Here is a 22694-nt window from a genome sequence, read left to right as displayed (position 1 = left end):
CTAGGTCGGCTATATTACTCTCTATCTCTAGAAAGTCAACCAGTAATGAAAACTATTTTTCAAACTTATCAAATAAAACCCAACTCAATTAAACTCAACTAAGTCACTGTTTTATCAGAAGTTTTAATCTTCATCACCGCCGATGGATGTGCATTCTACAGCATTCCCGACCCAATACAACCCCTATTCTTAAATAATTCAGCAAAAATATCACGACTGTTTATTTATTCTACAAAAATTATAGGTTTTTCTATTTTTCACTCAAAATTTATTCAATTACTGATGTTTTAAAGTAGTTTATTTACTTATCAAAGGATATTTCTAGTTAATTTAATTGCTATATCTATCTAAAAATTTTTTATTGTCTTTATTTCAGATCAAACACAACAGATGAGTTAATAAAATAGATTTACTATGGAATCCCTTACCCATTTTAAAAATATAATCCTTCTCCATCCATTAAAATTCCATTCAACAAGATAATCACTCTATAGATAAACTCTGGTTGAATTGTTGAATGATTAAAATTAAAAGTGAATCAATGCGAGAAGAAAGCAATCTTCAATGCACAGTTTTATTAGATGAAAAATAATTTAATAGGGGTTCGAGCATTCATCATGATAGCCACCGATAACAATTGTATATTTTTTATTCACATTGAATTTCAGGCATAAAAAAAACCGCTTAACGCGGTATCTTTTATCTCGACCATCTTGAAGGAGATGGTCGGAGCAGTAGGATTCGAACCTACGACCCCCTGGTCCCAAACCAGGTGCACTACCAGGCTGTGCTATGCTCCGATTTCAACTTTAAAAGTTGGGGTGAATGACGGGATTCGAACCCGCGACAACTGGAATCACAATCCAGGGCTCTACCAACTGAGCTACATCCACCATCATTTTGATTCTTAACATCAAGCGACCAAATGGCGCGCCTGACAGGATTCGAACCTGTGACCATCCGCTTAGAAGGCGGATGCTCTATCCAACTGAGCTACAAGCGCGTTACTGATGCAAACATCATTTGCCTTGAAGAATTGGTCGGAGCAGTAGGATTCGAACCTACGACCCCCTGGTCCCAAACCAGGTGCACTACCAGGCTGTGCTATGCTCCGATTCATCTCAGCTTTCGTATCGAACATCGTTCGGTACGGTGTGCATTCTAGGCGTGACGCCCGGAGACGTCAACACCTATATTTAAAAAAAACCGAAAAAACGCTTCAAGCGTTTATTTATCAATCGCTTCAGACATTTTTTATACAAATTTTAACGTTTTAGTCCGGCACTAAAGTTCAGCATGCGATCTAGAGGTAGTTTCGCTCGTTCAGCAAGTGCCGGATCGACATGTACTTCCTGATCTTTATGCTGTAACACATGCAAGATACCATCCAGCTCGTTCATGGCCATCCAAGGACAATGCGCACAAGAACGACAGGTCGCTCCCTCTCCTGCGGTTGGTGCCTCAATCAGGATTTTATCCGGTACTGCCTGCTGCATTTTATAAAAAATGCCGCGATCAGTAGCGACGATTAAACGCTGATTCGTCAAAGTCTGTGCTGCTTTAATTAATTGTGAGGTACTACCCACGGCATCGGCAATCTCGACTACAGACATCGGTGATTCGGGATGTACCAGAACTGCCGCATCCGGATAGAGCGCTTTCATATTGGCAATACCACGTGAACGGAATTCTTCATGCACGATACAGGCGCCATCCCAGAGCAACATCTCTGCACCGGTTTTTTTCTGGATATAACGACCCAGATGCTGATCGGGTGCCCAGATGATTTTTTCACCCAGACTGTCCAGATGCTCGATAATTTCCACTGCACAACTTGAAGTGACGACCCAATCGGCTCGGGCTTTCACGGCCGCTGACGTGTTAGCATAAACCACCACGGTATGATCCGGATGCGCATCACAAAAAGCGGTAAATTCATCAACAGGACAACCCAGGTCCAGTGAGCAGGTCGCTTCCAAGGTAGGCATCAGCACGGTTTTATTGGGTGAAAGAATTTTAGAGGTTTCGCCCATAAATTTCACACCAGCTACCACAAGCGTTGAAGCTGGATGATCGCGACCAAAACGCGCCATTTCCAGTGAGTCGGAAACACAGCCACCGGTTAGTTCAGCCAGTTCCTGGACTTCAGGGTCGCAATAATAATGCGCCACCAAAACAGCATCCTGTTTTTCCAGCTCTGCCTTGATCTGTGCAAATTTGTCCAATTTTTCCTGCTGGCTCATTTGATGTTCTTGAGGAACATCTAAACGATCTAAATGCGCCTGCACAATCGATTTAGCTTCATTGGCTATTAATTTGGTCGCATCACTCATAACAACTCTTACTCTACCCTCATGGTTCACTATTCAATGAACCTTTCACCCTACATCCCGGTCATCTTTGGCGAAGTGCTATTTTTGACCAGTCATTAAAAACTACAAGATATAAAAAAAGCCCCACAACGGAGGCTTTAGAAACGATCTGAATTATGAGCGATAATCTGCATTGATTTTTACGTAGTCATACGACAGGTCACAGGTATAAACCGTATCTTTTGCCTGACCTCGTCCAAGATCAACACGAATCGTCATTTCAGCCTGGGCCATCACACGTGCACCGGCTGCTTCAGTATAGTCTGCTGCCGCACCACCATCTTTGCAGATTTGTACATCATCTAACCAAACCTGAATTTTTGCAACGTCTAAATTTGGCACACCGGCATAACCAATCGCTGCCAGAATACGGCCCCAGTTTGGATCAGAAGCAAAGATCGCGGTTTTGACCAGCGGTGAATGCGCAATGCTATAGGCAATATCGCAGCACTCTTGAGTATTGCCACCACCTTCTACAGTCACGGTAATGAATTTAGTCGCACCTTCACCATCACGTACGATCAGTTGCGCAAGGCGTTTCATGGTACGTGTCAATACATCTAGCACCACTGCATAACGCGGATCTTCAGTCGAAGTGATTTCAGCACCACCGGCTTGACCTGTGGCAATAAAAATACACGAATCATTGGTTGATGTATCACCATCAATGGTAATACGGTTAAACGATACATTGACTGTTTCAGTTAACAACTGTTGAACCAGTTCACGGCTGATCGGTGCATCCATCGCAACATAACCCAGCATGGTCGCCATATTCGGGCGAATCATGCCTGCACCTTTGGAAATACCAGTCATGGTATAAGTCACACCATCCAGCTCGAACTGTTCTGACGCACCTTTCGGAGTGGTATCTGTGGTCATGATTCCGGTCGCTGCGTCGACCCAAGCATCATCACGCAATGAATCCAGCGCAGGCTGTAAACCTGTAAGTAACCGCTCCATCGGAAGCTGCTCACCAATCACACCAGTCGAGAATGGCAACACTTCAGCAGCCTGCACGCCTGCAAGTTCAGCCAGCTTGGCACAGGTGGCTTCTGCATTTGCCATACCTGTAGGGCCTGTTCCTGCATTGGCATTTCCGGTATTGATTACCAGGTAACGTGGATTGCCCGCTTGCAAATGGGCTTTAGATACATGCACTGGTGCTGCACAGAAGGCATTCTGGGTAAACACTCCAGCAACATTGGAGCCTGCAGCCAGTTCAAATATCACCAGGTCACGTCGGTTCTGATAGCGCACATAGGCTTCAGCCGAACCAATTTTAACCCCTTTCACCACATGCATCTGTGGCATAGATACGTCACCAACTGCCATTTTAAAGTCCAATATTGAAGTTTCAGAAAAATACAGCTTAGTTGATCTGCAACAAAAAATCGAGCCAAAGCCTGAGCCAACCTGAGATTTGTTATGGATTTTCACAATAAAAAACCAGTCATCAAGACTGGTTTCTACATTTTTAAAATAAGATATTTTTAATTTTGTGCAAGTTGTCCAGATTCGCTTAACAAAGCCTGTTTCGCCTGTTGTTGACTTGCAGTAGAAAGTGCCGGATTTGTAGCAACAATACGGTCTACATTTGCTGCATTGGCAGCTGCAATCGCAGCCGTCTGCAACACAATCGGACGGTTCTGGTTGGCAAAGGTATAACGGATGCCGGTACGTGGGCTTGCCACAGTTACTTGTGCATCGGTACGTTGTACTTGAGCAGTAGTCGTACCCACCGCTTGCTGAACTTTATCAATTGTTGTGGTCGCTGCAGTTTGGGCAAAACTTAAGGCAGGTATTGCCAAAGCGGCAATCATGAGCGTTTTTAATACTTTTTTCATTCAGGTTATTCCACTTTGAGGTGTTGAATGAGCCATTAAATAGCATTTAATTCTTAAGACTGCAAACAGTATTCAATTTTTGAAAACTCTTCATACATAAAAAAATCAGAGCCATGTGGCTCTGATTTTTAATAGCGTTTAGATCTTGCCATGACACTGTTTGTATTTCAGGCCTGAACCACATGGACAAGGTGCATTACGACTTGCCGGCGCTTCAAAGACTGGTGCTACCGGATTGGCCTGAGCATTTTGCTCGGTCGTCACCTCATGTTCGCCTGCCAACAAGCCGTCAAACTCTTCATGAGATAACTGCAAACGCATTGCCTCAGCCTGTGCCTGCTGCTGTGCTTCCATTTCCGCCAGCTCTTCAGGGGTCGGTACGTGGATGCGTGACAGATCTGTTACGACATCTGACTTGATTGTACCGAGCATGTTTACAAACAGGTTATAAGCTTCTTTTTTATATTCCTGCTCTGGATTCTTTTGCGCATAACCACGTAAATGAATACCTTGACGCAGGTAATCCATCGCTGCCAGATGCTCTTTCCAATGACGATCCAGAGAATTCAGCATAAAGTGACGTTCAAGCGAAGCTGCAGATTCTTCACCCATTTGTTCACGACGTGAACGGTAGCGGTTCAGTACTTCATCGGTAATGCGCACCACCAAAGCTTCTTCATCCAGACGACGGTCCTGTTCCAGCCATTGTCCGATAGGAAGATCCATCGAAAGATCTTCACGCAGCGCCAGTTCCAGACCTTCAATATCCCACTGGTCATGAATCGATTCAGGCGGAATATAGTTGGCGATTACACCCTGCATCACTTCACGGATCATTTCTTCAATATAATCCTGCAGTGAATTTTCTGCCAGAATGTCGTCACGCTGACTATAAATGATCTTACGCTGTTCGTTATTGACGTCATCGTATTTTAGCAAGTTCTTACGAATATCGAAGTTACGTGCTTCCACTTTACGCTGCGCATTTTCAATCGAACGAGACACCATTTTGTGCTCAATCGCTTCATCTTCCTGCAAGCCCATAGCACGCATCATGCCGACTACGCGATCACCGGCGAAAATACGCATCAAGTCATCTTCAAGTGACAGGTAGAAACGTGATACACCCGGGTCACCCTGACGACCAGCACGACCACGCAGCTGGTTATCGATACGGCGTGATTCATGACGCTCAGAACCGATAATATGCAAACCGCCAGAATCCAGCACGGCCTGGTGATTAACATCCCATTCTGCTTTCAGACGCGTTTCATCTTCAGGAGTCGGGTTTTCAATTTTAGCCAGTAATGCTTTCCAGTTACCACCGAGCAAAATGTCGGTACCACGACCGGCCATGTTGGTGGCAATCGTCACTGCACGCGGCGCACCGGCCTGCGCAATAATATCGGCTTCACGTTCGTGCTGTTTGGCATTCAGTACTTCATGCTGGATACCTGCAGCTTTTAGCTTATCCGACAGAATCTCAGAAGCTTCAATCGTTGCTGTACCAATCAAGATTGGCGCAACACCTGCTTCATGCACACGCTGAATTTCTTGAATAATCGCGTTATATTTCCCTTCACGATTTAAGTAAATTAAATCGTTATGGTCTTGACGAATCATTGGACGGTGAGTCGGAATCAGTACCACATCCAGGCCATAAATTTCTTTCATTTCCGCTGCTTCGGTATCAGCAGTACCGGTCATACCGGATAATTTTTTATACAGACGGAAATAGTTCTGGAAGGTTGTGGTTGCCAGAGTCTGGTTTTCTGGCTGGATTTCCAGACCTTCTTTGGCTTCTACGGCTTGGTGCAAGCCTTCAGACCAACGGCGTCCCGGCATGGTACGACCGGTATTTTCATCGACAATAATCACTTCACCATCGTTGATGATGTATTGGACATTACGTTGATAGAGATAATGCGCACGAATCGCTGCAGTGACATGATGCAACAGGTTCAGGTTCGACGCTGAATACAGGCTCTCGCCTTCTGCCAGCAAGCCCATTTCAATCAATTCACTTTCAATGGTTTCAAAACCCACTTCCGTAATTTCAACTGAACGCTGTTTTTCATCAATCCAGAAGTGACCGCCATCCGGCACTTTCTCTTCTTTCTGTGCCTGTAATTTTGGTGGAATATTATTGATGGCTGCATAAAGCTGTGAAGAATCTTCACTTTGACCGGAAATAATCAACGGGGTACGCGCTTCATCAATCAGGATCGAATCGACCTCATCGATAATGGCATAGGTCAAACCACGCTGCTTTTTCTCTGCTAGCGAGAACACCATGTTGTCACGCAGGTAGTCAAAGCCAAATTCGTTATTGGTACCGTAAGTAATATCGGCACGATAAGCTTCCGCTTTTTCCATCGGATTTTGCATGGAATAAATAATGCCGATGCTTAGACCTAAAAATTCGAATAATGGACGGTTTAACTCGGCATCACGTTGCGCCAGGTAATCGTTCACGGTAATGACATGTACACCTTGGCCACTGATGGCATTCAGATAACAGGCCAAAGTACCCATCAGGGTTTTACCTTCACCGGTACGCATTTCTGCGATTTTGCCTTCGTGCAAGGTAATACCACCGATCAGCTGCACGTCATAATGACGCATGCCCATCACCCGCTTCGCGGCTTCACGACAGACTGCAAATGCTTCAGGCAATAGTTTATCGAGGGTTTCACCCTTATTATATCGTTGTTTGAATTCTTCAGTTTTTGCAGATAAGTCTGCATCGCTCAGGGTAGATATCGTCGGCTCGAGCACATTAATCTTGTCTACGATTTTACGCATGCGTTTGAGTTCGCGCTCATTTTTGGTACCGAAGATTCCTCCGATCAGACTTGCCAACATGAATAGACTCTCTAAATCTTGCTTGTCAAATGAATATGTTCTTAGTCGTTATTATGGTGCTAGAAATTTGAACTACAAGGGTTTTGCTGTAAAACCGCTAAAAAAATCTGATCCTTAGTTCTAGCCCTAAGATCTAAGGCAAAGTAATGTAGCAAATTTTCCCTGTGCAACATAGTCAATTAAGTGACTGATTTTTGCGCTTCTGGATAGATGGATATCCTACTTATGCAATTTACTCATAAAGAAAGCAAAAAACACTATTTTTAATCATAAAAAAATTGGTTCATATTAAATCCTATCTCGACACTAAAAGACCAATTGAGGCTAAAAAGATGAGTTTACGTCTAGGCGATACCGCACCGAATTTTGAACAGCAATCCAGTGAAGGCCTGATTAATTTTTATGACTTTCTGGGTGATAGCTGGGGCATTTTATTTTCACACCCTGCTGACTATACACCAGTATGTACGACTGAGCTTGGCTATACCGCAAAACTGAAAGACGAGTTTGCAAAACGTAGCGTGAAAGCCATTGCCTTGTCGGTCGATGATGTTGAATCGCATCATGGCTGGATTAAAGATATCAATGAAACCCAAAACACCACGGTGAATTTCCCGATCATTGCCGATCAGGATCGCAAAGTTTCTGAGCTGTATGACTTTATTCATCCGAATGCCAGCGAAACGCTAACAGTTCGTTCTTTAGTGGTCATTGATCCCAACAAAAAAGTCCGTTTGATTATTACTTATCCTGCATCGACCGGTCGTAATTTCCATGAAATCTTGCGTGTGGTGGATTCACTTCAACTCACCGATAAACATAAAGTGGCCACGCCTGCGAACTGGCAGCACGGTGATGATGTGGTGATTGTCCCTTCACTGAAAGATGAAGAAGAAATCAAGCAACGTTTTCCAAAAGGTTATACCGCGGTTAAACCTTACCTGCGCTTAACGCCACATCCTGAGCAAAATTAAAAGGACTCCTTTTTAATTTTGCGCAAGACAAGCGAAGCGCGTAGCACAGGATAAGATGGAGCTCGTAGTAAAGAATAAGAGAAACTCTATTTTCCACATTTTATGCTTTATCGAATACTACATTGACGTGCTACGGGTTCGATTTCTCTATACAGCCTGTCTTCGGATAGGCTTTTTTATATTCAAAATCTCATATCCACTTTAAACTTGAAATAACAAAAACAACATCTATGCTCTGTATGAAAATCTGCATATTTCCAATCCTCATGAGTGGCTACCTCCTAACCACAGGTTGCATGACTACGCCTGCCCTGCCTGAACCTCAACGTCCTCAGCATTGGGGACAGCCCATTCATCAGAATCATAATTTTCATCAAATCAGCAATTTTGTCTATCGTAGTGAGCAGCCTTCAACTGAACTCATTCCTTTATTAAAAAAGCATCAAATCGATGTAGTTATTAATTTACGTTCACGGGATCAAGACAGCTTTGTTTTGAGCAATGAAAACTTTCAGCTACATCATGTACCCATACATACCTGGGCAATTGATCGGGAAGATTTATTGAAAATTATGCTACTGATTCAGCAAGCACAACAAAATCACCAGAAGGTGCTCTTGCATTGTTATCACGGTTCAGACCGAACTGGTGCAAGTGTCGCCATGTACCGGATTATTTTTGAACATTGGCCGATTGAGCAGGCACTACAGGAAATGAAACATGGCGGATATGGTTTTCATGCCATTTGGCACAATATTGAAAATTTATTTACCCCTGAAAATGTAAAATGGATTCGCGAGCAACTCACGAATCCATCTACAGAAACTTTGATTAATACTAAGAATTAACGCTTATCTAGCGGCACCCAATCGTTCACCCAAGCTGATTTCATATTCAGGCTGGCATCAGACGCAATTTTCTTACGAAGTGCATCTGCAGTCTCACGGTCTTTGGACGGACCCACCATGATACGTACACCTTTAGACGTTGAGCTTTTGGTTACTTTATAACCTTTGGCACGCAGTTTGGCTGCTACAGCATCTGCATTGGCTTCATTCGCTGCCAGTGCCACCTGCACCATCCATTGCTTGTCCTCTTCACCTTCCAGTAACTTACGCGCCTGTTCAGCTTCTGCTTTCTTCTTGGCTTCTTCGGCTGTAGCCTTTTTCTTGGCTTCTTCAGCTTTACGTTTTTCGTCAGCTTTACGTTTTTCCTCGGCAGCTTTACGTTCAGCTTCTTTCTTTTCAGCCGCTTTACGCTCTTCCTCGGTTTTACGTTTTGCTTCAGCCGCCTTACGTTCTGCTTCGGCTTTTTGCTGTTGCTCTAACTTGCGTTTTTCTTCAGCGGCTTTACTTTCAGCAGCTTTACGCTCTGCTTCTTTCTTGGCTGCGTCAGTAGAACTATTGGCTTTTTGTTGGTCCAGCTGCTGCTGGGCTAACTTTTTTTCTTGCACCGCTTTTTCTTCAGCCAGACGTTTCTGCTTGGCCTGTTCATCTTCCACCAGTTCTGGTGGAATATTATCGGAACTTTGCTGTCCTAGGCGGTGTGCATTCAGGGCAGCATATTCTTCAGCCGCTTTACGTGCAGCATCTGCTTCAGCCTGCTGTTGCATCGCTAAAAATTCGGCTGCACGCGCCTCCTGTTCTGCAACCGCTTTTTCGCGATCACGGCGTTGCTGTTCAAGTAAACGCTTTTCTGTTTCTACATCGACCGTCAAAGAACCGAGCGAATGATTGCCTGCCTCTTTATTTTCAACTTCCGCAGCCTGTGCCGGATTTTGCTGACGGTCCTGATTGATTTCATCTTGGCCTTTCAGGAGTAATGCTGCCAATAAAACACCACCACCGAGTAAAACAACACCGCCCATCCAGCGCTGTTTGTTATTCATTGACATTCTTCCAAATACTCCCATACCGCTTCTAAGGTATGAAATGATCCACATACCAAAATCAGCTGATTATTATCTGTTTGATCCAGGGCTGATTTAAAAGCTAATTTTACATTATCAAATTGTTCTACCGCCTCACCGCTTAAAGCATCAGCCAAAACTGTGACCTCTGCCGCACGTGGGACGAATAATGGTGCAATTTTCCACAATTGAACCGTGTCTTTCAATAACTTGACGACAGAATTTATATCTTTATCTGCCAGCATTGAAAATACACAAATGACTTCATTATATTTTTGATTGTAATTTAAATAATCTCGTAATTGTTTCAGCAGAAATTCCACCCCATGCGGGTTATGTCCTGCATCAAAAATCACGGTTTTATTCTGGATTTGACGGATTTCAAACCGTCCCGGCAATTTTGCCGTTTGAATGCCTTGTGCAATTGCCTGCTGGCTGACGTTTAATCCGCTCAGCAGAATGGCGGCCACGGCGGTAGAAATATTATCCAGTGCCAGCGAACCTGTTGGGAGTTTTAAGGTCGTACCCGATGAAGCAAAAGCCCAGCTTTGGCCATCTTCAAAGGCTTTATAGAAATAATCCCGGTTGATTGCATACAAAGATGCATTACATTCTTGAGCTTTATTTAGAATGGCTTGCGGGATCTGTTGCTGTCCACCAAACACGACTGGAATATCCGGGCGAATAATTCCGGCCTTTTCAAAAGCAATTTTCTCGATGGTGTCACCAAGCCAGTCAGTATGATCCAGACCAATATTGGTAATCACCGCAACATCCGGATTGACCACATTGACCACATCCAGACGGCCGCCTAAACCAACTTCCAGCACCCAGACATCACAGCACTGATCTTTAAAAATCACAAAAGCAGCCAGTGTCGTGGCTTCAAAGAAAGACAGGCTCAAACCGCATTCGCGACGAGCCTGATCGACCTGAACAAAAGCATCAATCAGCAACTGATCTTCCACTTCAATGCCGCGCAATTTAACACGCTCATTGAAACGGTACACGTGGGGGGATTGATATAGCCCGACCTTGAAGCCTTGCGCATTCAGGATCGCGGCCAGCGTGGTGGTGGTCGAACCCTTACCATTGGTTCCTGCCACCGTCAGCACTTTGGCCTCTGGAGATGTCACGCCCAGCTTTTCAGCTACAGGAATAACCCGTTCCAGACCTAAATCAATACCCGTAACGTGAACATGGCTCCAATAATCGAGCCATGTATTTAAAGAATCTGTTGCTAAGGGTGCTGTGTTCAATGCAAATTCATCAACTTCGTAACGATACGATAAACTGTATCACGTAATGCATGACGGTGAACAATCTGATCGATTACCCCATGATCAAGCAAATATTCCGCGCGCTGGAACGGTTCTTCCAGTTTTTCACGTACAGTCTGTTCGATCACACGTTTACCGGCAAAGCCAATCATCGCTTTCGGTTCAGCAATATGTACATCACCCAGCATTGCCAATGATGCGGTCACACCGCCGTACACTGGATGAGTCAATACCACTACATAAGGCAGACCTGCTTCTTTTAAACGCTGGATCGCAGCCGAAGTACGCGCCATTTGCATCAGGGACAACATGCCTTCCTGCATACGAGCACCACCCGAAGCAGCAAAACAGATCAAAGGTTGACGAGCTTCAATCGCATGTTCTGCAGCCTGAACAAAGCGGTCACCGACCACTGTGCCCATAGAACCGCCCATGAAGTCGAACTCAAACGCACAGGCAATCATCGGTACGCCTTTCAGCAAACCTTGAATTACTACCAATGCTTCGGTTTCACCAGTTTTCTTTTGTGCTTCCGCCATACGGTCTGGATAGGCTTTACTATCGACAAATTTCAGCGGATCTTTGGCTATAAATTCCTGACCCAATTCTGTTTGTACCTGATCAAAGAACCAGTTCAAACGCTCACGGGCTTTCATACGCAAATGCTCATCACATTGCGGACATACATAGGCATTGAATGACATGGCAGTACGGGTCACCAATGCATGACATTCAGGGCACTCAATCGTAGGCTCGGTAAATGTCGCTTTATATGCCGTTTGCTCATCGGGTACCTGAATGCCCGGAACAGTACGCTCCGTCCATGGGGTCGATGGGCTCAGAATTTTGCCTGATTTCACTTGTTGACTCATACTAACTCATCGAGCGCTGCTCGAAGCTCCTTGACTTTATTCACCGTCGCAATAACGGCTTGTTCTGGTGCGAGCGTTGCAAACTGCTTTACAAACGCACTACCCACAATAACTGCATCGGCAGCAACACCCATCGCTTTCGCAGATGCAGCATCACTGATACCGAAACCTACGCCTACAGGAACATCAGTCACAGCTTTAATCTTTTGAATGCGTGCAGCGGCTTCAGAGACATCTAAAGTTGCTGCACCGGTCACGCCTTTCAGTGACACATAGTAAATAAAGCCGCTGGCCTGTTTTGCTACATGTTGAATACGTGCATCGGTTGAAGTTGGTGCCAGCAGGAAAATCTGATCCATGTCATATTTTGCCAGTACTTCACCCAGACTTTTTGCTTCTTCTGGTGGCAAGTCCACCAGCAGTACGCCGTCTACTCCACATTCATAGGCATAAGCCACAAACTTTTCATAGCCAATTACTTCAACCGGATTCAGATAACCCATCAGCACCACTGGTGTTTCGCGGTCTTTCAAGCGAAATTCTTTCACCATGTGCAGTGCATCCAAGGTATTGGTTCCACCAGCCAGAGCACGTTCAGCAGCTAGCGCAATCACCGGCCCATCGGCCATCGGATCCGAGAAAGGAAGTCCCAGCTCAATCACGTCGACACCCGCCTCCACCATCTCATGCAGCAAAGGCACTGTGACTTCTGGATGCGGATCACCCGCCATGACATAAGAAACTAAAGCTTTACGCTGTTGAGATTTAAGTTGTCCAAATCGTGTGGCTAAACGTGACATAGGGTGGTATTTTCCTTAACGTGTTTCAAACTTGAGGCATTGACTATGTAGAAATACAAGACATCGCATTGTAACGCTATTTTTTGTCCAATGAACAGTCTGCGATACCGACCTCGAGTACTTCATTTCCTGTGCGAAGATTTCAAAACAATTCGGAAGGGTCTATTTACGATTATTTTGATTTTTTTCACAATGATCAAAGATGCCTAATTTTGCTATTACCTAAAATCTTGAATATTTAGATAAACTTATTTTTATCATATAAAAATTAATAAAAATGCAGATGTTAGCGCATTCATTTAAAGTTTTCTGAAATTGCAAAACCTGCTTTATACTAGTCCTATTCTCTTACTTTTTTATCTCCTATGCAGACTGATTCTGAGGCTACAGTGCAGGCACGCGCCATTGCACTGCTGCCGCTTATTGTATTTTTAACCATATTTTTGGGTAGCGGGATCTATCATTCCCTGATCGGAACCGAGTTCGCGTTCTATCAGGTGAAAGCGCCTGTGGCTGCCCTGCCTGCGATTATCTTGGCTGCATTAGTATATCGCGGCAAACTCAACCAGGGCATTGAGGAATTCCTCAGAGGTGCCAGTCATCCGAACTTAATTCTGATGTTTATGGTGTTTATGCTGGCCGGCGCCTTTGCCAGCGTCAGTAGCGCCATTGGCAGTGTGGATGCTACCGTGCAGATGGGCTTGTCGGTTATCCCACCCACATTTATTCTACCGATGTTATTTGTGATCTCGGCCTTTATTGCCACGGCGATGGGTACCTCCATGGGTACCATTGCGGCCTGCGCACCGATCGCTTTTGGTTTCACCCAGGTTACCGATATTGACGTGATTTATGCGATTGGTGCGGTGGTTGGCGGTGCTATGTTTGGTGATAACCTGTCCATGATTTCGGACACCACCATTGCGGCAACCACCAGCCAACGCGTACAACTGCGTGACAAGTTCAGGGTCAATGTCTGGATTGCGGTCCCTGCATCAATCGTCACTATTTTGATTTACGTATTGAGTACTGGCAGTAGCAATGCGGTGGAATACAAGGATTTTAACTGGCTTCTGGTTTTACCTTATATCGCCGTATTTATTTTGGCCTTTAGCCGTTTACACGTTCTGGCTGTACTGACCATTGGCGTACTACTTTCCGGCTTGTTTGGCCTATTTGCCACAGCTGAATTCGATCTGCTCAAACTGAATACTTCAATTTACGATGGCTTTGTCGGCATGTTTGAAGTGGCGTTATTGTCGATGTTTCTGGGTGGCCTGTCGGCGATCATGCAGCGTGAAGGTGGTTTACGCTGGCTGATCGAGCGTATTTATAGCCTGACCCGTCTGTTTAAAGTTGGGAAGCAACGTGCCGGCGAAATCGGGATTAGTTTTTTGGTGGTGTTTTCGAATATCTTTGTGGCCAATAATACCGTGGCGATTATTCTGTCTGGTGATATGGCACGTGAAGTTGCCAAAGAATACGGCGTAGATCCTAAGCGTTCTGCAGCACTGATGGATATTTTCTCCTGTGTGGTGCAAGGGTTGATTCCCTATGGCGCACAGTTACTACTGGCCTGTTCCATTGCAAAAATCTCGCCGGTTGAACTGATTGGTGGTGTGTACTATTGCTGGATTCTGGCCATTTTTGCGATTGCTGCGATCGCGTTTAGATTCCCTCAGGTGAAAGCAAGCACTTAATCCATCATCCTGCGAAAATAAAAAAGCGACCGATACCGGTCGCTTTTTTCAGCTTCGTGCTTTGTGTAACTGCCTTTTTCGCTCTAACAAGGTCTGTCCGGTGGCTGCCTTATAGGCCCGTGCCAAAGCCGACTGATCAGAATAATCCAGCTGCTCGGCAATCTCGGTCAGACCTAATCCCTGCTGCAACAACAGCTCGCAACGTTTAATCCGCTGCTGTTCCAGCAGTTTTTTAAATGAAGTGCCATGAGTGCTGAACAAGCGCTGCAAACTACGTGTCGACATCAACAACTGCCGGGCAAGCTGTTCAACTTTAATGGCCTGATGCTGGGTCCGCAGCTGTTCGGCAATCATTTGCTGCGCCTGTTCCAAATGATTCTCAAGGGGCGGCTTGGCGGCAATCGCCTGTTCTGCCTGATGCACCAGCAACTGCAACAGCATCGGATCTGCCTGCTCAGACCGATGTGCCAGTCCTTGCAAATCCAGCTCTATGCCATAATAGTCCTGAGAAAATCTCACCTCACTGGCAAAAAACTTTTGATAATGTATTTTCGCTATGTCAGGCACATGGGCAAAACGTACACAATGCAGTAACAGTTGATGATCCTGCAAAATGACGCGTCCCAATTGCACCATCGCGGCCATGGTCAGTTCATTTAGCAGATTATATTTTTCGTCCAGATAGGCCCAGTATAATTCAATACTGTGTTCATGCTGCTTCAACTGCAAAGGTACAAACTCACCGCCATCAACCACCAGTCGCTGAAAACGCATGATATGGCGAATCATTTCCGCAACGCTGCTGCTGCGCGAAGCCATATAACCGAGCACACCAAAATGCTCTGGGCGAATGACTTGTACAATCTCGAAAATCAGCTGCGGACAGTTTAAATACTGCCGGGTTGTTAAAAGAAGCTGATTCAATAATTCCAGAGGCACTTGTGTGGCAAAAGGCTGATCAATCAGGGGAACAAGCGCTTCATGTACATCTTGCAGAAAGTCAGCTTCCAAAGGCTCAATTTGCAGACTGCGCAGATAAGTCGCCCAAAGCTGAATATAACCATTGGATATTTAAATTTCTTGCATGCGCGCTTCTCGCTGCCTGCTTTAGTCTGAGCAGTTTTATTTTCATTTGGCATAAAATGTATAAAAATTGGCAAGCGCTGTCAAAACAATTACGGCATTCCCCGACATACTGTTCGCATCGTCACAAAAAAGAACGTACAAGATGAATGCAGTATTAAAATCTTTGATAAAGCCCGTAGTACGGACCCAGCTTGATTTTAAACTGGATGAAATTCCACGCTACTGGTTGGGCGGCGATCCCTTTCTGACCCGAATGTTCGATGCCCTGAGCCTGACCTTTCCTGATGGCGAGCGCTATTTTATTCAGAGCGTGCGCCTGTTTCGCAATCAGATCACAGACCCGGAACTGCAGCAGCGTGTTGCAGATTTTATTCGTCAGGAAGCACAGCATGGCATTGCCCATGAAAAAATGAATCAGCTGATGCGTGAACAAGGCATGCCCGTCGATGATTTTATCGAACGTTTAAATAATATGTTCGCCTATGACCTCAAACATCGTTCAGCACAGTTCAATATTGCAACTACGGCAGCGGCAGAACACTTGACCGCGCTAATGGCCGAGACTTTTTTTGGACAGAAAGATACGTTAAGAGATGCCCATCCTTTTGTTCGTGCCATGTTTGCCTGGCATGCCATTGAAGAAATGGAACATCGTGATGTGGCTTTTGACGTGATGAAAGAGGTCGCAAAAACACCTGAATGGATGCGCAAAATGACCCTGCTCAGTACGACATTTTTGATGTTTAGTTATACCGCCTATCGCGCCAATGTCATGCTGAAACATGATGGCTTCAGTGTCTTAGAGCGTCTGCAAATGAACCTGAAAGGACTGCCCTGGTTGTTTGGCCGTAACGGCACCTTGACCCGCATGGGCCCACAATATCGGGACTGGTTTAAAAAAGACTTCCATCCTAGTCAGCATCCGGTTATTGCGCAATATGATGTCTGGGTAAAAACCTTAGCCGAAACCAATGACCCGATTCAGGCCGGTGAAGCCTTCTGGCAGGCCGCCAAAGATTAAGCTCAAATCAAAAGAGCCTTCAAAATTGAAGGCTTTTAAATTAGGTCTTATGTCCTGCACTTTTACCATTTGGCATAATGCTGTTCAAGCAAGGCATATTCATTTAGTAAAATAATTTCCTGATCATCCTGCTGAATCGTTCCGGAAACCTTGGCTTGCCACTGACTAAACTGGCTCCCGACCAGACGCAGGTTGAGATTTTCATAACGGCGCCAGCCTGTGCTGACCATCAGATTCAATCTTTCATCCAGCGACTGAATCGTCCATTGGTTTTCCGATTCCTGTTGAAACAGCACATCGGCCAAGGGATAAATTTTCCCATTGATCCACAGACAGTTTTCGTTACCGAAGCTTTCATTTACGCCTGACGCCAGATTAATACCAATCCGGTTCTGGTTCAGATCCCAGAAATTACAGGACAGCCAGAACCAGGCGGTTTCCGGGCGCAAAAAGCCGCAGGTATCATCCAGAGAGGCAAAGCTGCGTTCATTAAACTGGATGGTTTCACCTTGCTTGTTAATGAAAAAACCTTCACAGCCCAAGGTGGTTAATTTCTGGGTATAAGTCCAGCCATTTATGCCGGTCGGACTGCACATACTCAGTGGATCAGTTCCGGCACAAAAAATTCGCGCACTGAGTTTAATCTCGCCATATTTGCTGACATTGATATAACGCACGCCGTTGGCATGCTGGATATCGATCTGAAAAGGTGAATTATGGAAATAACTATGATTAAACAGTGGCTGTTCATCCAACACGGTGTTGCGTGACAGGAAATTAATCGCATTCCATTCCAACACTTCATTGGTCATATGGTTATAGACATAGACAAAACCATGCCCTGCCCATGCAATATCGGCAATTGCCAGTCCAATCGTATAATGCTCATGCTGAATACTACAGAATTTGAATTTTTTATATTTTAGATGCTTGCGCCAGCCTGACAGCACATGACCATAAGGATTTTTGTATTGATATGCCTGATAGTCAATACTTTTTGGAAGCTCCTTAAAACGTCCATAACGCGGTTGTCCATTTGCCTGAATTAAATCCATTTAAGACATTCCATCTCAGTCAAAACTGTTTTTCCTTGGCAGTATTATGCCAATTATTAAATTTTGATAAAGAGGTTTTTTAAACCGCTTGTCGAATCATCAAGCCAGCCGCAGGTTTAATTCAATCGCAAACTGCTTTAAATCGTGAGATAGGTATTTTCCCAGCGATTGCCACTAAAGCTGCCCTCTAGCAGTTGGACGTAGCGGCCATAAACCTGATCGATGGCAATACAGTCATCTACATCCAGAACACGGTCAGTATGCTGTTTTTGCCAGTGCCTGGCGAAGTAAGCTTTACCGCGCTGTTTAGCGACCATGGCATTCTGCGCAACCACCAGCACATAACGATGCAACTCGCCAAATTCGCGTGGATCATAACCACCCAGATTAATCAGCCAAAGTTTTTCATCGGATTGCTGTGGCTGTGCATCAGTAAATTGCAGCGCATAGGACTTGCCTTCAAACTCTAGCCCGTTGATTTGCGCCCAGGCATCAATATGCAGACCTTTCTGTTCCGCAAACCAGGCATTTTTCAATTGCGGATAGGTATCTTCCAGACTCTCTCCTATTGCCAAAACCACATCATGAACTTCTGTATTGGCACGCGCATGACGACCACCGAGCATCACAATAAACAAGCTGGGCATTACATTTCCTTGTTAGCGTCAATCTTTAAGATCATTTCATTGATGCTTGCCAGTATAGCGCAAAGCTATTCCATGATGATGTAGCCCTCTGCCAAGGACAAATTTGCATCATCAGCCTGACTGAATTTGCGCAAAACAGCATCCAGTCACTCGGTATCCATCTCCATATCGAGGATCAGTTTAAGCCTGTGTCAGGATCAAAAAACCATTTTCAGTGAATACAATTGGCTAGCGAATCATTTCCGATCATTTTCATCAGGATTTACAGCGATAGAGGATTATTTTTTTGTACAAAATACAAACACGGCTAAACCGCACAAATCTGTATAAATTTTCGCCCAAATTTCAATCTAAAGGCATATTTCGTTGACTGAAATGCGCTGAAAGACGATACTCTCAATGTTTTTATTTAAGCAAATCGGTTCAAAGAGGCTGGGCCAAAAGTTCGGTCCTCAGAAACTCAATCCAACGCAAGGGGCTATATATGGCTGGTGGAAAGTCAACTATCATTTACACACTGACCGACGAGGCGCCATTACTGGCGACTTATTCTCTGCTGCCGATCATTGAGACCTTTACTAAGCCAGCTGGCGTTGAGATCGTCAAAAGTGACATCTCTGTAGCTGTGCGCGTGCTCTCCGAATTTACAGATTACCTAAGCGAAGAGCAAAAGGTGCCTGACACTCTAGCTGAGCTAGGTCGTCTTACACAAGATCCAGACACGAACATTATCAAACTCCCAAATATCAGTGCTTCTGTTGGCCAGCTAACAGCGTGTATCAAGGAACTTCAGTCTAAAGGCTATGCAATCCCTGACTATCCTGAAAACCCGACCACTGAAGAAGAAAAAGCAATCAAGGCACGTTATAGCAAATGTCTTGGTTCAGCAGTAAACCCTGTTCTACGTGAAGGTAACTCAGATCGTCGTGCACCTGCTGCCGTTAAAAACTACGTGAAAAAACACCCTCATTCTATGAGCGAGTGGAAACAGTGGTCTCAAACTCACGTTTCACACATGGACGAAGGTGACTTCTACCACGGCGAAAAGTCGATGACTTTAGACCGCGCCCGTGATGTGAAAATGGAATTGATCACCAAGTCTGGTGAAACCATTGTTCTTAAGCCAAAAGTTGCGCTTCAAGACGGCGAAATCATCGACTCAATGTTCATGAGCAAGAAAGCACTTTGCGACTTCTACGAGAAAGAACTTGAAGACTGTCGTGAAGCAGGCATCCTGTTCTCTTTACACGTTAAAGCGACCATGATGAAGGTGTCTCACCCAATCGTATTTGGTCACTGTGTAAGAATCTACTACAAAGAAGCATTCGAAAAACATGGCAAGCTTTTTGATGAGCTTGGCATTAATGTCAATAACGGTATGGCCGGTCTTTACGAGAAGATCGAGACACTTCCAACTTCTCAACGTGAAGAAATCATCCGTGACCTGCACGCTTGTCAAGAACACCGTCCAGCACTGGCGATGGTTGATTCAGCAAAAGGCATCACTAACTTCCACTCTCCTAACGACGTCATTGTAGATGCTTCTATGCCTGCCATGATCCGTGGTGGCGGTAAAATGTGGGGCGCTGATGGCAAACCTTACGACTGTAAAGCAGTTATGCCTGAATCTACATTCGCGCGTATTTACCAGGAAATGATCAATTTCTGTAAGTGGAATGGTAATTTTGATCCAAAAACCATGGGTACTGTACCGAACGTTGGTTTGATGGCACAAAAAGCTGAAGAATACGGTTCACATGACAAGACTTTCGAGATCTCTGAAGCCGGTGTTGCAAACATCGTTGATCTTGAAACTGGTGAAGTGTTGATGTCACAAAACGTGGAAGAAGGCGATATCTGGCGTATGTGTCAGGTGAAAGACGCACCGATCCGCGACTGGGTAAAACTTGCAGTTACTCGTGCACGCAACTCTGGCATGCCGGCAATCTTCTGGCTTGACCCGTACCGTCCACACGAAAACGAACTGATCAAGAAAGTTGAAAAATACCTGAAAGATCATGACACCACTGGTCTTGACATCCAGATCATGTCACAAGTACGTGCAATGCGTTATACGCTTGAACGTGTTGCTCGCGGTCTAGATACTATTTCTGTAACAGGTAACATCCTGCGTGACTACCTGACTGACTTGTTCCCGATCATGGAATTGGGTACATCTGCGAAAATGTTGTCAATCGTGCCATTAATGGCAGGTGGTGGCATGTACGAAACAGGTGCAGGCGGTTCTGCTCCTAAGCACGTACAGCAGTTAGTTGAAGAAAACCACTTACGTTGGGATTCACTCGGTGAATTCATGGCGTTGGCGGTATCTTTAGAAGAAATGGGTATTAAAGAAGGCAATGACGACATCAAGTTACTTGCTAAAACTTTAGACCAAGCGACTGGTAAATTGCTAGATAACGACAAGTCTCCTTCTCGTCGTACTGGCGAATTGGACAACCGTGGTAGCCATTTCTACCTGGCGAAATTCTGGGCTGAAGAACTTGCTGCTCAAGACGAAAATGCTGAATTGAAAGCGAAATTTGCACCACTTGCAAAAACTTTAGCTGAAAATGAAGAGAAAATCGTTGCTGAGCTTGCAGCAGTTCAAGGCAAATCAGTAGACATCGGCGGTTACTACGCAGTTGATCAAGAGAAAGTAAATGCAGTGATGCGTCCAAGTGCAACTTTGAATGCAGCGCTTGAAACGATCTAAGCTTTTGCAAAACTGACTGAGTCAGTAATGTAGAAAAACCGGCGTCTAGGCGCCGGTTTTTTTATATCTGATTCATGCATCGCAATCACTGAAGTAATCTATTTTTTAAACGATGCTATGTAGTGTTATTTTCACGAGTTATCTTTTAAATCAAGCAGATAATTTTGAAGAGCAGAGAAAAAGAAACAGGTTATTATTTTTCAGGCAATAAAAAACCCCAAGACTGAATGTGCTTGGGGTTTTTTAGAATTTTGGTCCCGAGGGTCGGACTCGAACCGACACGTCATCTCTGACAGCGGATTTTGAGTCCGCCGCGTCTACCAATTTCACCACCTCGGGAGTGGATGAAAGGTATAATACGCGATTTCTCAGCACTGTCAACGCAGAATATTTGCATTTGTTTATTTTTAAAACAAATCGCATTTTTTCGTTTTAAAATCGAGCAATTCCCGCCATAAAAAAGAAAAAAGTTTATACTAGCCGCAGTTTTTTTAGCGTAAATCATCATGCAACTTTCTGATTTTAATTTTGATCTCCCCGATGAGCTGATTGCTCGCTACCCACTGGAAACACGCAGTGCCTCTCGCCTGTTGCACCTCGATGCCCAAGGTCAATATCATGACCATCAATTTACCGATATTCTGGATTTACTTGAAGACGGCGACTTGTTGGTATTAAACGACACCAAAGTCATGAAGGCCCGTTTAAAAGGTAAACGTGCTTCAGGCGGTGCGGTAGAAGTGCTGGTTGAGCGTATGCAAGATCGCTTTATTGCCTATTGTCATATTAAGGCCAGCAACACTCCGAAAGCCGGTGCAGAACTTTTTATTGGCCCGGATGCAGTGAAAGTGACCGTACAAGGCCGTCATGAAAATCTGTTTATTGTGGAATTTTCACAGCCGATTTTAGACGTCTTAGACAAATATGGCGCCCTCCCTATTCCGCCCTATTTCAACCGTGAAGCGGAAGAGATTGATACTGAACGTTATCAAACCGTGTTTAATGACCCAACCAAACTGGCCAGCGTTGCAGCACCTACTGCCAGCCTGCATTTTGATGCCGATCTGTTGGCAAAATTGGAAGCCAAAGGGATTCAAAAAACTTTTGTGACCCTACATGTTGGTGCAGGTACTTTCCTGCCAGTGCGTACCGATGATATTCAAAATCACATCATGCACAGCGAATGGTGCGACGTCCCTGAAACTGCGGTCGAGATGATTCGTCAGACTAAAGCCCGCGGTAATAAAGTCATTTCTGTAGGCACGACTGCCACCCGTGCAGTCGAAAGTGCAGCACAAGCACATAACGGTGAACTGGCAGCCTGGACAGGTGATACCCAGATTTTCATCTATCCGGGTTATCAGTTTAAAGTGGTCGATCGTTTGATCACTAACTTCCATTTACCAGAATCGACCCTGTTAATGCTTGTGTCTGCCTTGTCCAATCGTGACAATATTCTCAATGCTTATAAGCATGCAGTAGACAGCCAGTATCGCTTCTTCAGTTATGGCGATGCCATGCTGATTGATCAGGCGAAATAAGCGAGAACC

The 22694-nt window shown here is 44.8% G+C and carries 17 protein-coding genes and 5 tRNA genes; 6 read left to right on the top strand and 16 right to left on the bottom strand.

Features of this window, described 5'->3' with window-relative positions:
* Nucleotides 1-723: 723 nt before the first annotated feature.
* The 8 genes from ACP7AK_RS13595 to secA form a co-directional block, all read right to left on the bottom strand.
* Nucleotides 724-800 (bottom strand) — tRNA-Pro (locus ACP7AK_RS13595).
* A 17-nt stretch (nt 801-817) separates the two neighbouring features.
* Nucleotides 818-893: transfer RNA gene (locus ACP7AK_RS13590), tRNA-His, on the bottom strand.
* Nucleotides 894-926: 33 nt separating this feature from the next.
* A tRNA-Arg gene (locus tag ACP7AK_RS13585) sits at nt 927-1003 on the bottom strand.
* A 34-nt stretch (nt 1004-1037) separates the two neighbouring features.
* Nucleotides 1038-1114: transfer RNA gene (locus ACP7AK_RS13580), tRNA-Pro, on the bottom strand.
* Nucleotides 1115-1265: 151 nt separating this feature from the next.
* On the bottom strand, nt 1266-2333 hold the full coding sequence (gene nadA / locus ACP7AK_RS13575; protein WP_425880116.1) for a quinolinate synthase NadA: 1068 nt from the start codon (nt 2331-2333) through the stop codon (nt 1266-1268).
* A gap of 153 nt (nt 2334-2486) precedes the next feature.
* Nucleotides 2487-3707 carry a bifunctional glutamate N-acetyltransferase/amino-acid acetyltransferase ArgJ gene (gene argJ / locus ACP7AK_RS13570; protein ID WP_425880115.1) on the bottom strand — a complete coding sequence of 407 codons (1221 nt, stop codon included), beginning with the start codon at nt 3705-3707 and terminating at the stop codon, nt 2487-2489.
* Between the two features lie 158 nt (nt 3708-3865).
* Nucleotides 3866-4219 (bottom strand): hypothetical protein, encoded by a 354-nt coding sequence (locus tag ACP7AK_RS13565; RefSeq protein WP_425880114.1) that lies wholly within the window; start codon nt 4217-4219, stop codon nt 3866-3868.
* Between the two features lie 138 nt (nt 4220-4357).
* Nucleotides 4358-7084 (bottom strand): preprotein translocase subunit SecA, encoded by a 2727-nt coding sequence (secA, locus tag ACP7AK_RS13560; protein ID WP_005248023.1) that lies wholly within the window; start codon nt 7082-7084, stop codon nt 4358-4360.
* Nucleotides 7085-7416: 332 nt separating this feature from the next.
* Here secA and ACP7AK_RS13555 point away from each other — a divergent pair, with 332 nt between their 5' ends.
* Both ACP7AK_RS13555 and ACP7AK_RS13550 read left to right on the top strand, forming a co-directional pair.
* On the top strand, nt 7417-8058 hold the full coding sequence (locus ACP7AK_RS13555) for a peroxiredoxin (protein WP_195725615.1): 642 nt from the start codon (nt 7417-7419) through the stop codon (nt 8056-8058).
* 239 nt (nt 8059-8297) lie between these two features.
* Nucleotides 8298-8906 (top strand): dual specificity protein phosphatase family protein, encoded by a 609-nt coding sequence (locus ACP7AK_RS13550; protein WP_051078820.1) that lies wholly within the window; start codon nt 8298-8300, stop codon nt 8904-8906.
* Here ACP7AK_RS13550 and ACP7AK_RS13545 read toward each other — a convergent pair.
* The 4 genes from ACP7AK_RS13545 to trpA are packed head-to-tail and all read right to left on the bottom strand — an operon-like array spanning nt 8903 to nt 12919.
* Entirely contained in the window at nt 8903-9946 is a 1044-nt protein-coding gene (locus ACP7AK_RS13545) for an SPOR domain-containing protein (protein WP_129717557.1), read from the bottom strand. The genes ACP7AK_RS13550 and ACP7AK_RS13545 overlap by 4 nt on opposite strands.
* The gene (gene folC / locus ACP7AK_RS13540; RefSeq protein ID WP_180087607.1) at nt 9943-11226 is read right to left on the bottom strand and encodes a bifunctional tetrahydrofolate synthase/dihydrofolate synthase; all 1284 of its coding nucleotides are present in this window, start codon (nt 11224-11226) and stop codon (nt 9943-9945) included. Before folC ends, ACP7AK_RS13545 begins: the two co-directional genes overlap by 4 nt.
* On the bottom strand, nt 11223-12119 hold the full coding sequence (gene accD / locus ACP7AK_RS13535; RefSeq protein WP_004645174.1) for an acetyl-CoA carboxylase, carboxyltransferase subunit beta: 897 nt from the start codon (nt 12117-12119) through the stop codon (nt 11223-11225). Before accD ends, folC begins: the two co-directional genes overlap by 4 nt.
* A complete protein-coding gene (gene trpA, locus ACP7AK_RS13530; RefSeq protein WP_004281668.1) occupies nt 12116-12919 on the bottom strand; it encodes a tryptophan synthase subunit alpha in 804 nt (267 codons plus the stop codon). The genes accD and trpA overlap by 4 nt, the downstream gene beginning before the upstream one ends.
* A 365-nt stretch (nt 12920-13284) precedes the next feature.
* Here trpA and ACP7AK_RS13525 point away from each other — a divergent pair, with 365 nt between their 5' ends.
* The gene (locus tag ACP7AK_RS13525) at nt 13285-14619 is read left to right on the top strand and encodes a Na+/H+ antiporter NhaC family protein (RefSeq protein ID WP_425880113.1); all 1335 of its coding nucleotides are present in this window, start codon (nt 13285-13287) and stop codon (nt 14617-14619) included.
* 48 nt (nt 14620-14667) lie between these two features.
* On the opposite strand, the gene ACP7AK_RS13520 is transcribed toward ACP7AK_RS13525, so the two are convergent.
* Entirely contained in the window at nt 14668-15690 is a 1023-nt protein-coding gene (locus ACP7AK_RS13520) for an AraC family transcriptional regulator ligand-binding domain-containing protein (protein ID WP_425880118.1), read from the bottom strand.
* A 157-nt stretch (nt 15691-15847) separates the two neighbouring features.
* Here ACP7AK_RS13520 and ACP7AK_RS13515 point away from each other — a divergent pair, with 157 nt between their 5' ends.
* A complete protein-coding gene (locus tag ACP7AK_RS13515) occupies nt 15848-16726 on the top strand; it encodes a metal-dependent hydrolase (RefSeq protein WP_425880112.1) in 879 nt (292 codons plus the stop codon).
* A 62-nt stretch (nt 16727-16788) separates the two neighbouring features.
* Here the strand turns inward: ACP7AK_RS13515 and ACP7AK_RS13510 are convergent, their stop codons facing one another.
* Both ACP7AK_RS13510 and ACP7AK_RS13505 read right to left on the bottom strand, forming a co-directional pair.
* On the bottom strand, nt 16789-17781 hold the full coding sequence (locus ACP7AK_RS13510; RefSeq protein ID WP_213686886.1) for a DUF2804 domain-containing protein: 993 nt from the start codon (nt 17779-17781) through the stop codon (nt 16789-16791).
* Between the two features lie 137 nt (nt 17782-17918).
* Nucleotides 17919-18428 carry a DUF1543 domain-containing protein gene (locus ACP7AK_RS13505; RefSeq protein WP_420937630.1) on the bottom strand — a complete coding sequence of 170 codons (510 nt, stop codon included), beginning with the start codon at nt 18426-18428 and terminating at the stop codon, nt 17919-17921.
* A 484-nt stretch (nt 18429-18912) separates the two neighbouring features.
* Between ACP7AK_RS13505 and ACP7AK_RS13500 the strand changes: the two genes are divergently transcribed.
* Nucleotides 18913-21144, top strand: a complete 2232-nt coding sequence (locus tag ACP7AK_RS13500) for an NADP-dependent isocitrate dehydrogenase (RefSeq protein ID WP_114541831.1) — start codon at nt 18913-18915, stop codon at nt 21142-21144.
* 252 nt (nt 21145-21396) lie between these two features.
* Here ACP7AK_RS13500 and ACP7AK_RS13495 read toward each other — a convergent pair.
* Nucleotides 21397-21483 (bottom strand) — tRNA-Leu (locus tag ACP7AK_RS13495).
* 167 nt (nt 21484-21650) lie between these two features.
* Between ACP7AK_RS13495 and queA the strand changes: the two genes are divergently transcribed.
* Nucleotides 21651-22685: a tRNA preQ1(34) S-adenosylmethionine ribosyltransferase-isomerase QueA gene (queA, locus tag ACP7AK_RS13490; RefSeq protein WP_005248041.1), complete on the top strand. Its 1035-nt coding sequence runs from the start codon at nt 21651-21653 to the stop codon at nt 22683-22685.
* Nucleotides 22686-22694 lie beyond the last annotated feature (9 nt).

Source organism: Acinetobacter sp. TWP2-2-3 (genome assembly GCF_049896445.1).
Classification (GTDB): Bacteria; Pseudomonadota; Gammaproteobacteria; order Pseudomonadales; family Moraxellaceae; genus Acinetobacter.
This window is presented reverse-complemented; position numbering and strand designations above follow the sequence as displayed.

Bases quoted from the DNA above. Each gene is read 5' to 3' on its own strand.
- ACP7AK_RS13550 (WP_051078820.1), top strand. From the start codon at position 8,298: ATGAAAATCTGCATATTTCCAATCCTCATGAGTGGCTACCTCCTAACC.
- ACP7AK_RS13545 (WP_129717557.1), bottom strand. From the start codon at position 9,946: ATGAATAACAAACAGCGCTGGATGGGCGGTGTTGTTTTACTCGGTGGT.
- ACP7AK_RS13505 (WP_420937630.1), bottom strand. From the start codon at position 18,428: ATGCCCAGCTTGTTTATTGTGATGCTCGGTGGTCGTCATGCGCGTGCC.
- ACP7AK_RS13555 (WP_195725615.1), top strand. From the start codon at position 7,417: ATGAGTTTACGTCTAGGCGATACCGCACCGAATTTTGAACAGCAATCC.
- ACP7AK_RS13510 (WP_213686886.1), bottom strand. From the start codon at position 17,781: ATGGATTTAATTCAGGCAAATGGACAACCGCGTTATGGACGTTTTAAG.
- ACP7AK_RS13500 (WP_114541831.1), top strand. From the start codon at position 18,913: ATGGCTGGTGGAAAGTCAACTATCATTTACACACTGACCGACGAGGCG.
- accD (WP_004645174.1), bottom strand. From the start codon at position 12,119: ATGAGTCAACAAGTGAAATCAGGCAAAATTCTGAGCCCATCGACCCCA.
- nadA (WP_425880116.1), bottom strand. From the start codon at position 2,333: ATGAGTGATGCGACCAAATTAATAGCCAATGAAGCTAAATCGATTGTG.
- argJ (WP_425880115.1), bottom strand. From the start codon at position 3,707: ATGGCAGTTGGTGACGTATCTATGCCACAGATGCATGTGGTGAAAGGG.
- trpA (WP_004281668.1), bottom strand. From the start codon at position 12,919: ATGTCACGTTTAGCCACACGATTTGGACAACTTAAATCTCAACAGCGT.
- secA (WP_005248023.1), bottom strand. From the start codon at position 7,084: ATGTTGGCAAGTCTGATCGGAGGAATCTTCGGTACCAAAAATGAGCGC.
- queA (WP_005248041.1), top strand. From the start codon at position 21,651: ATGCAACTTTCTGATTTTAATTTTGATCTCCCCGATGAGCTGATTGCT.
- ACP7AK_RS13565 (WP_425880114.1), bottom strand. From the start codon at position 4,219: ATGAAAAAAGTATTAAAAACGCTCATGATTGCCGCTTTGGCAATACCT.
- ACP7AK_RS13525 (WP_425880113.1), top strand. From the start codon at position 13,285: ATGCAGACTGATTCTGAGGCTACAGTGCAGGCACGCGCCATTGCACTG.
- ACP7AK_RS13515 (WP_425880112.1), top strand. From the start codon at position 15,848: ATGAATGCAGTATTAAAATCTTTGATAAAGCCCGTAGTACGGACCCAG.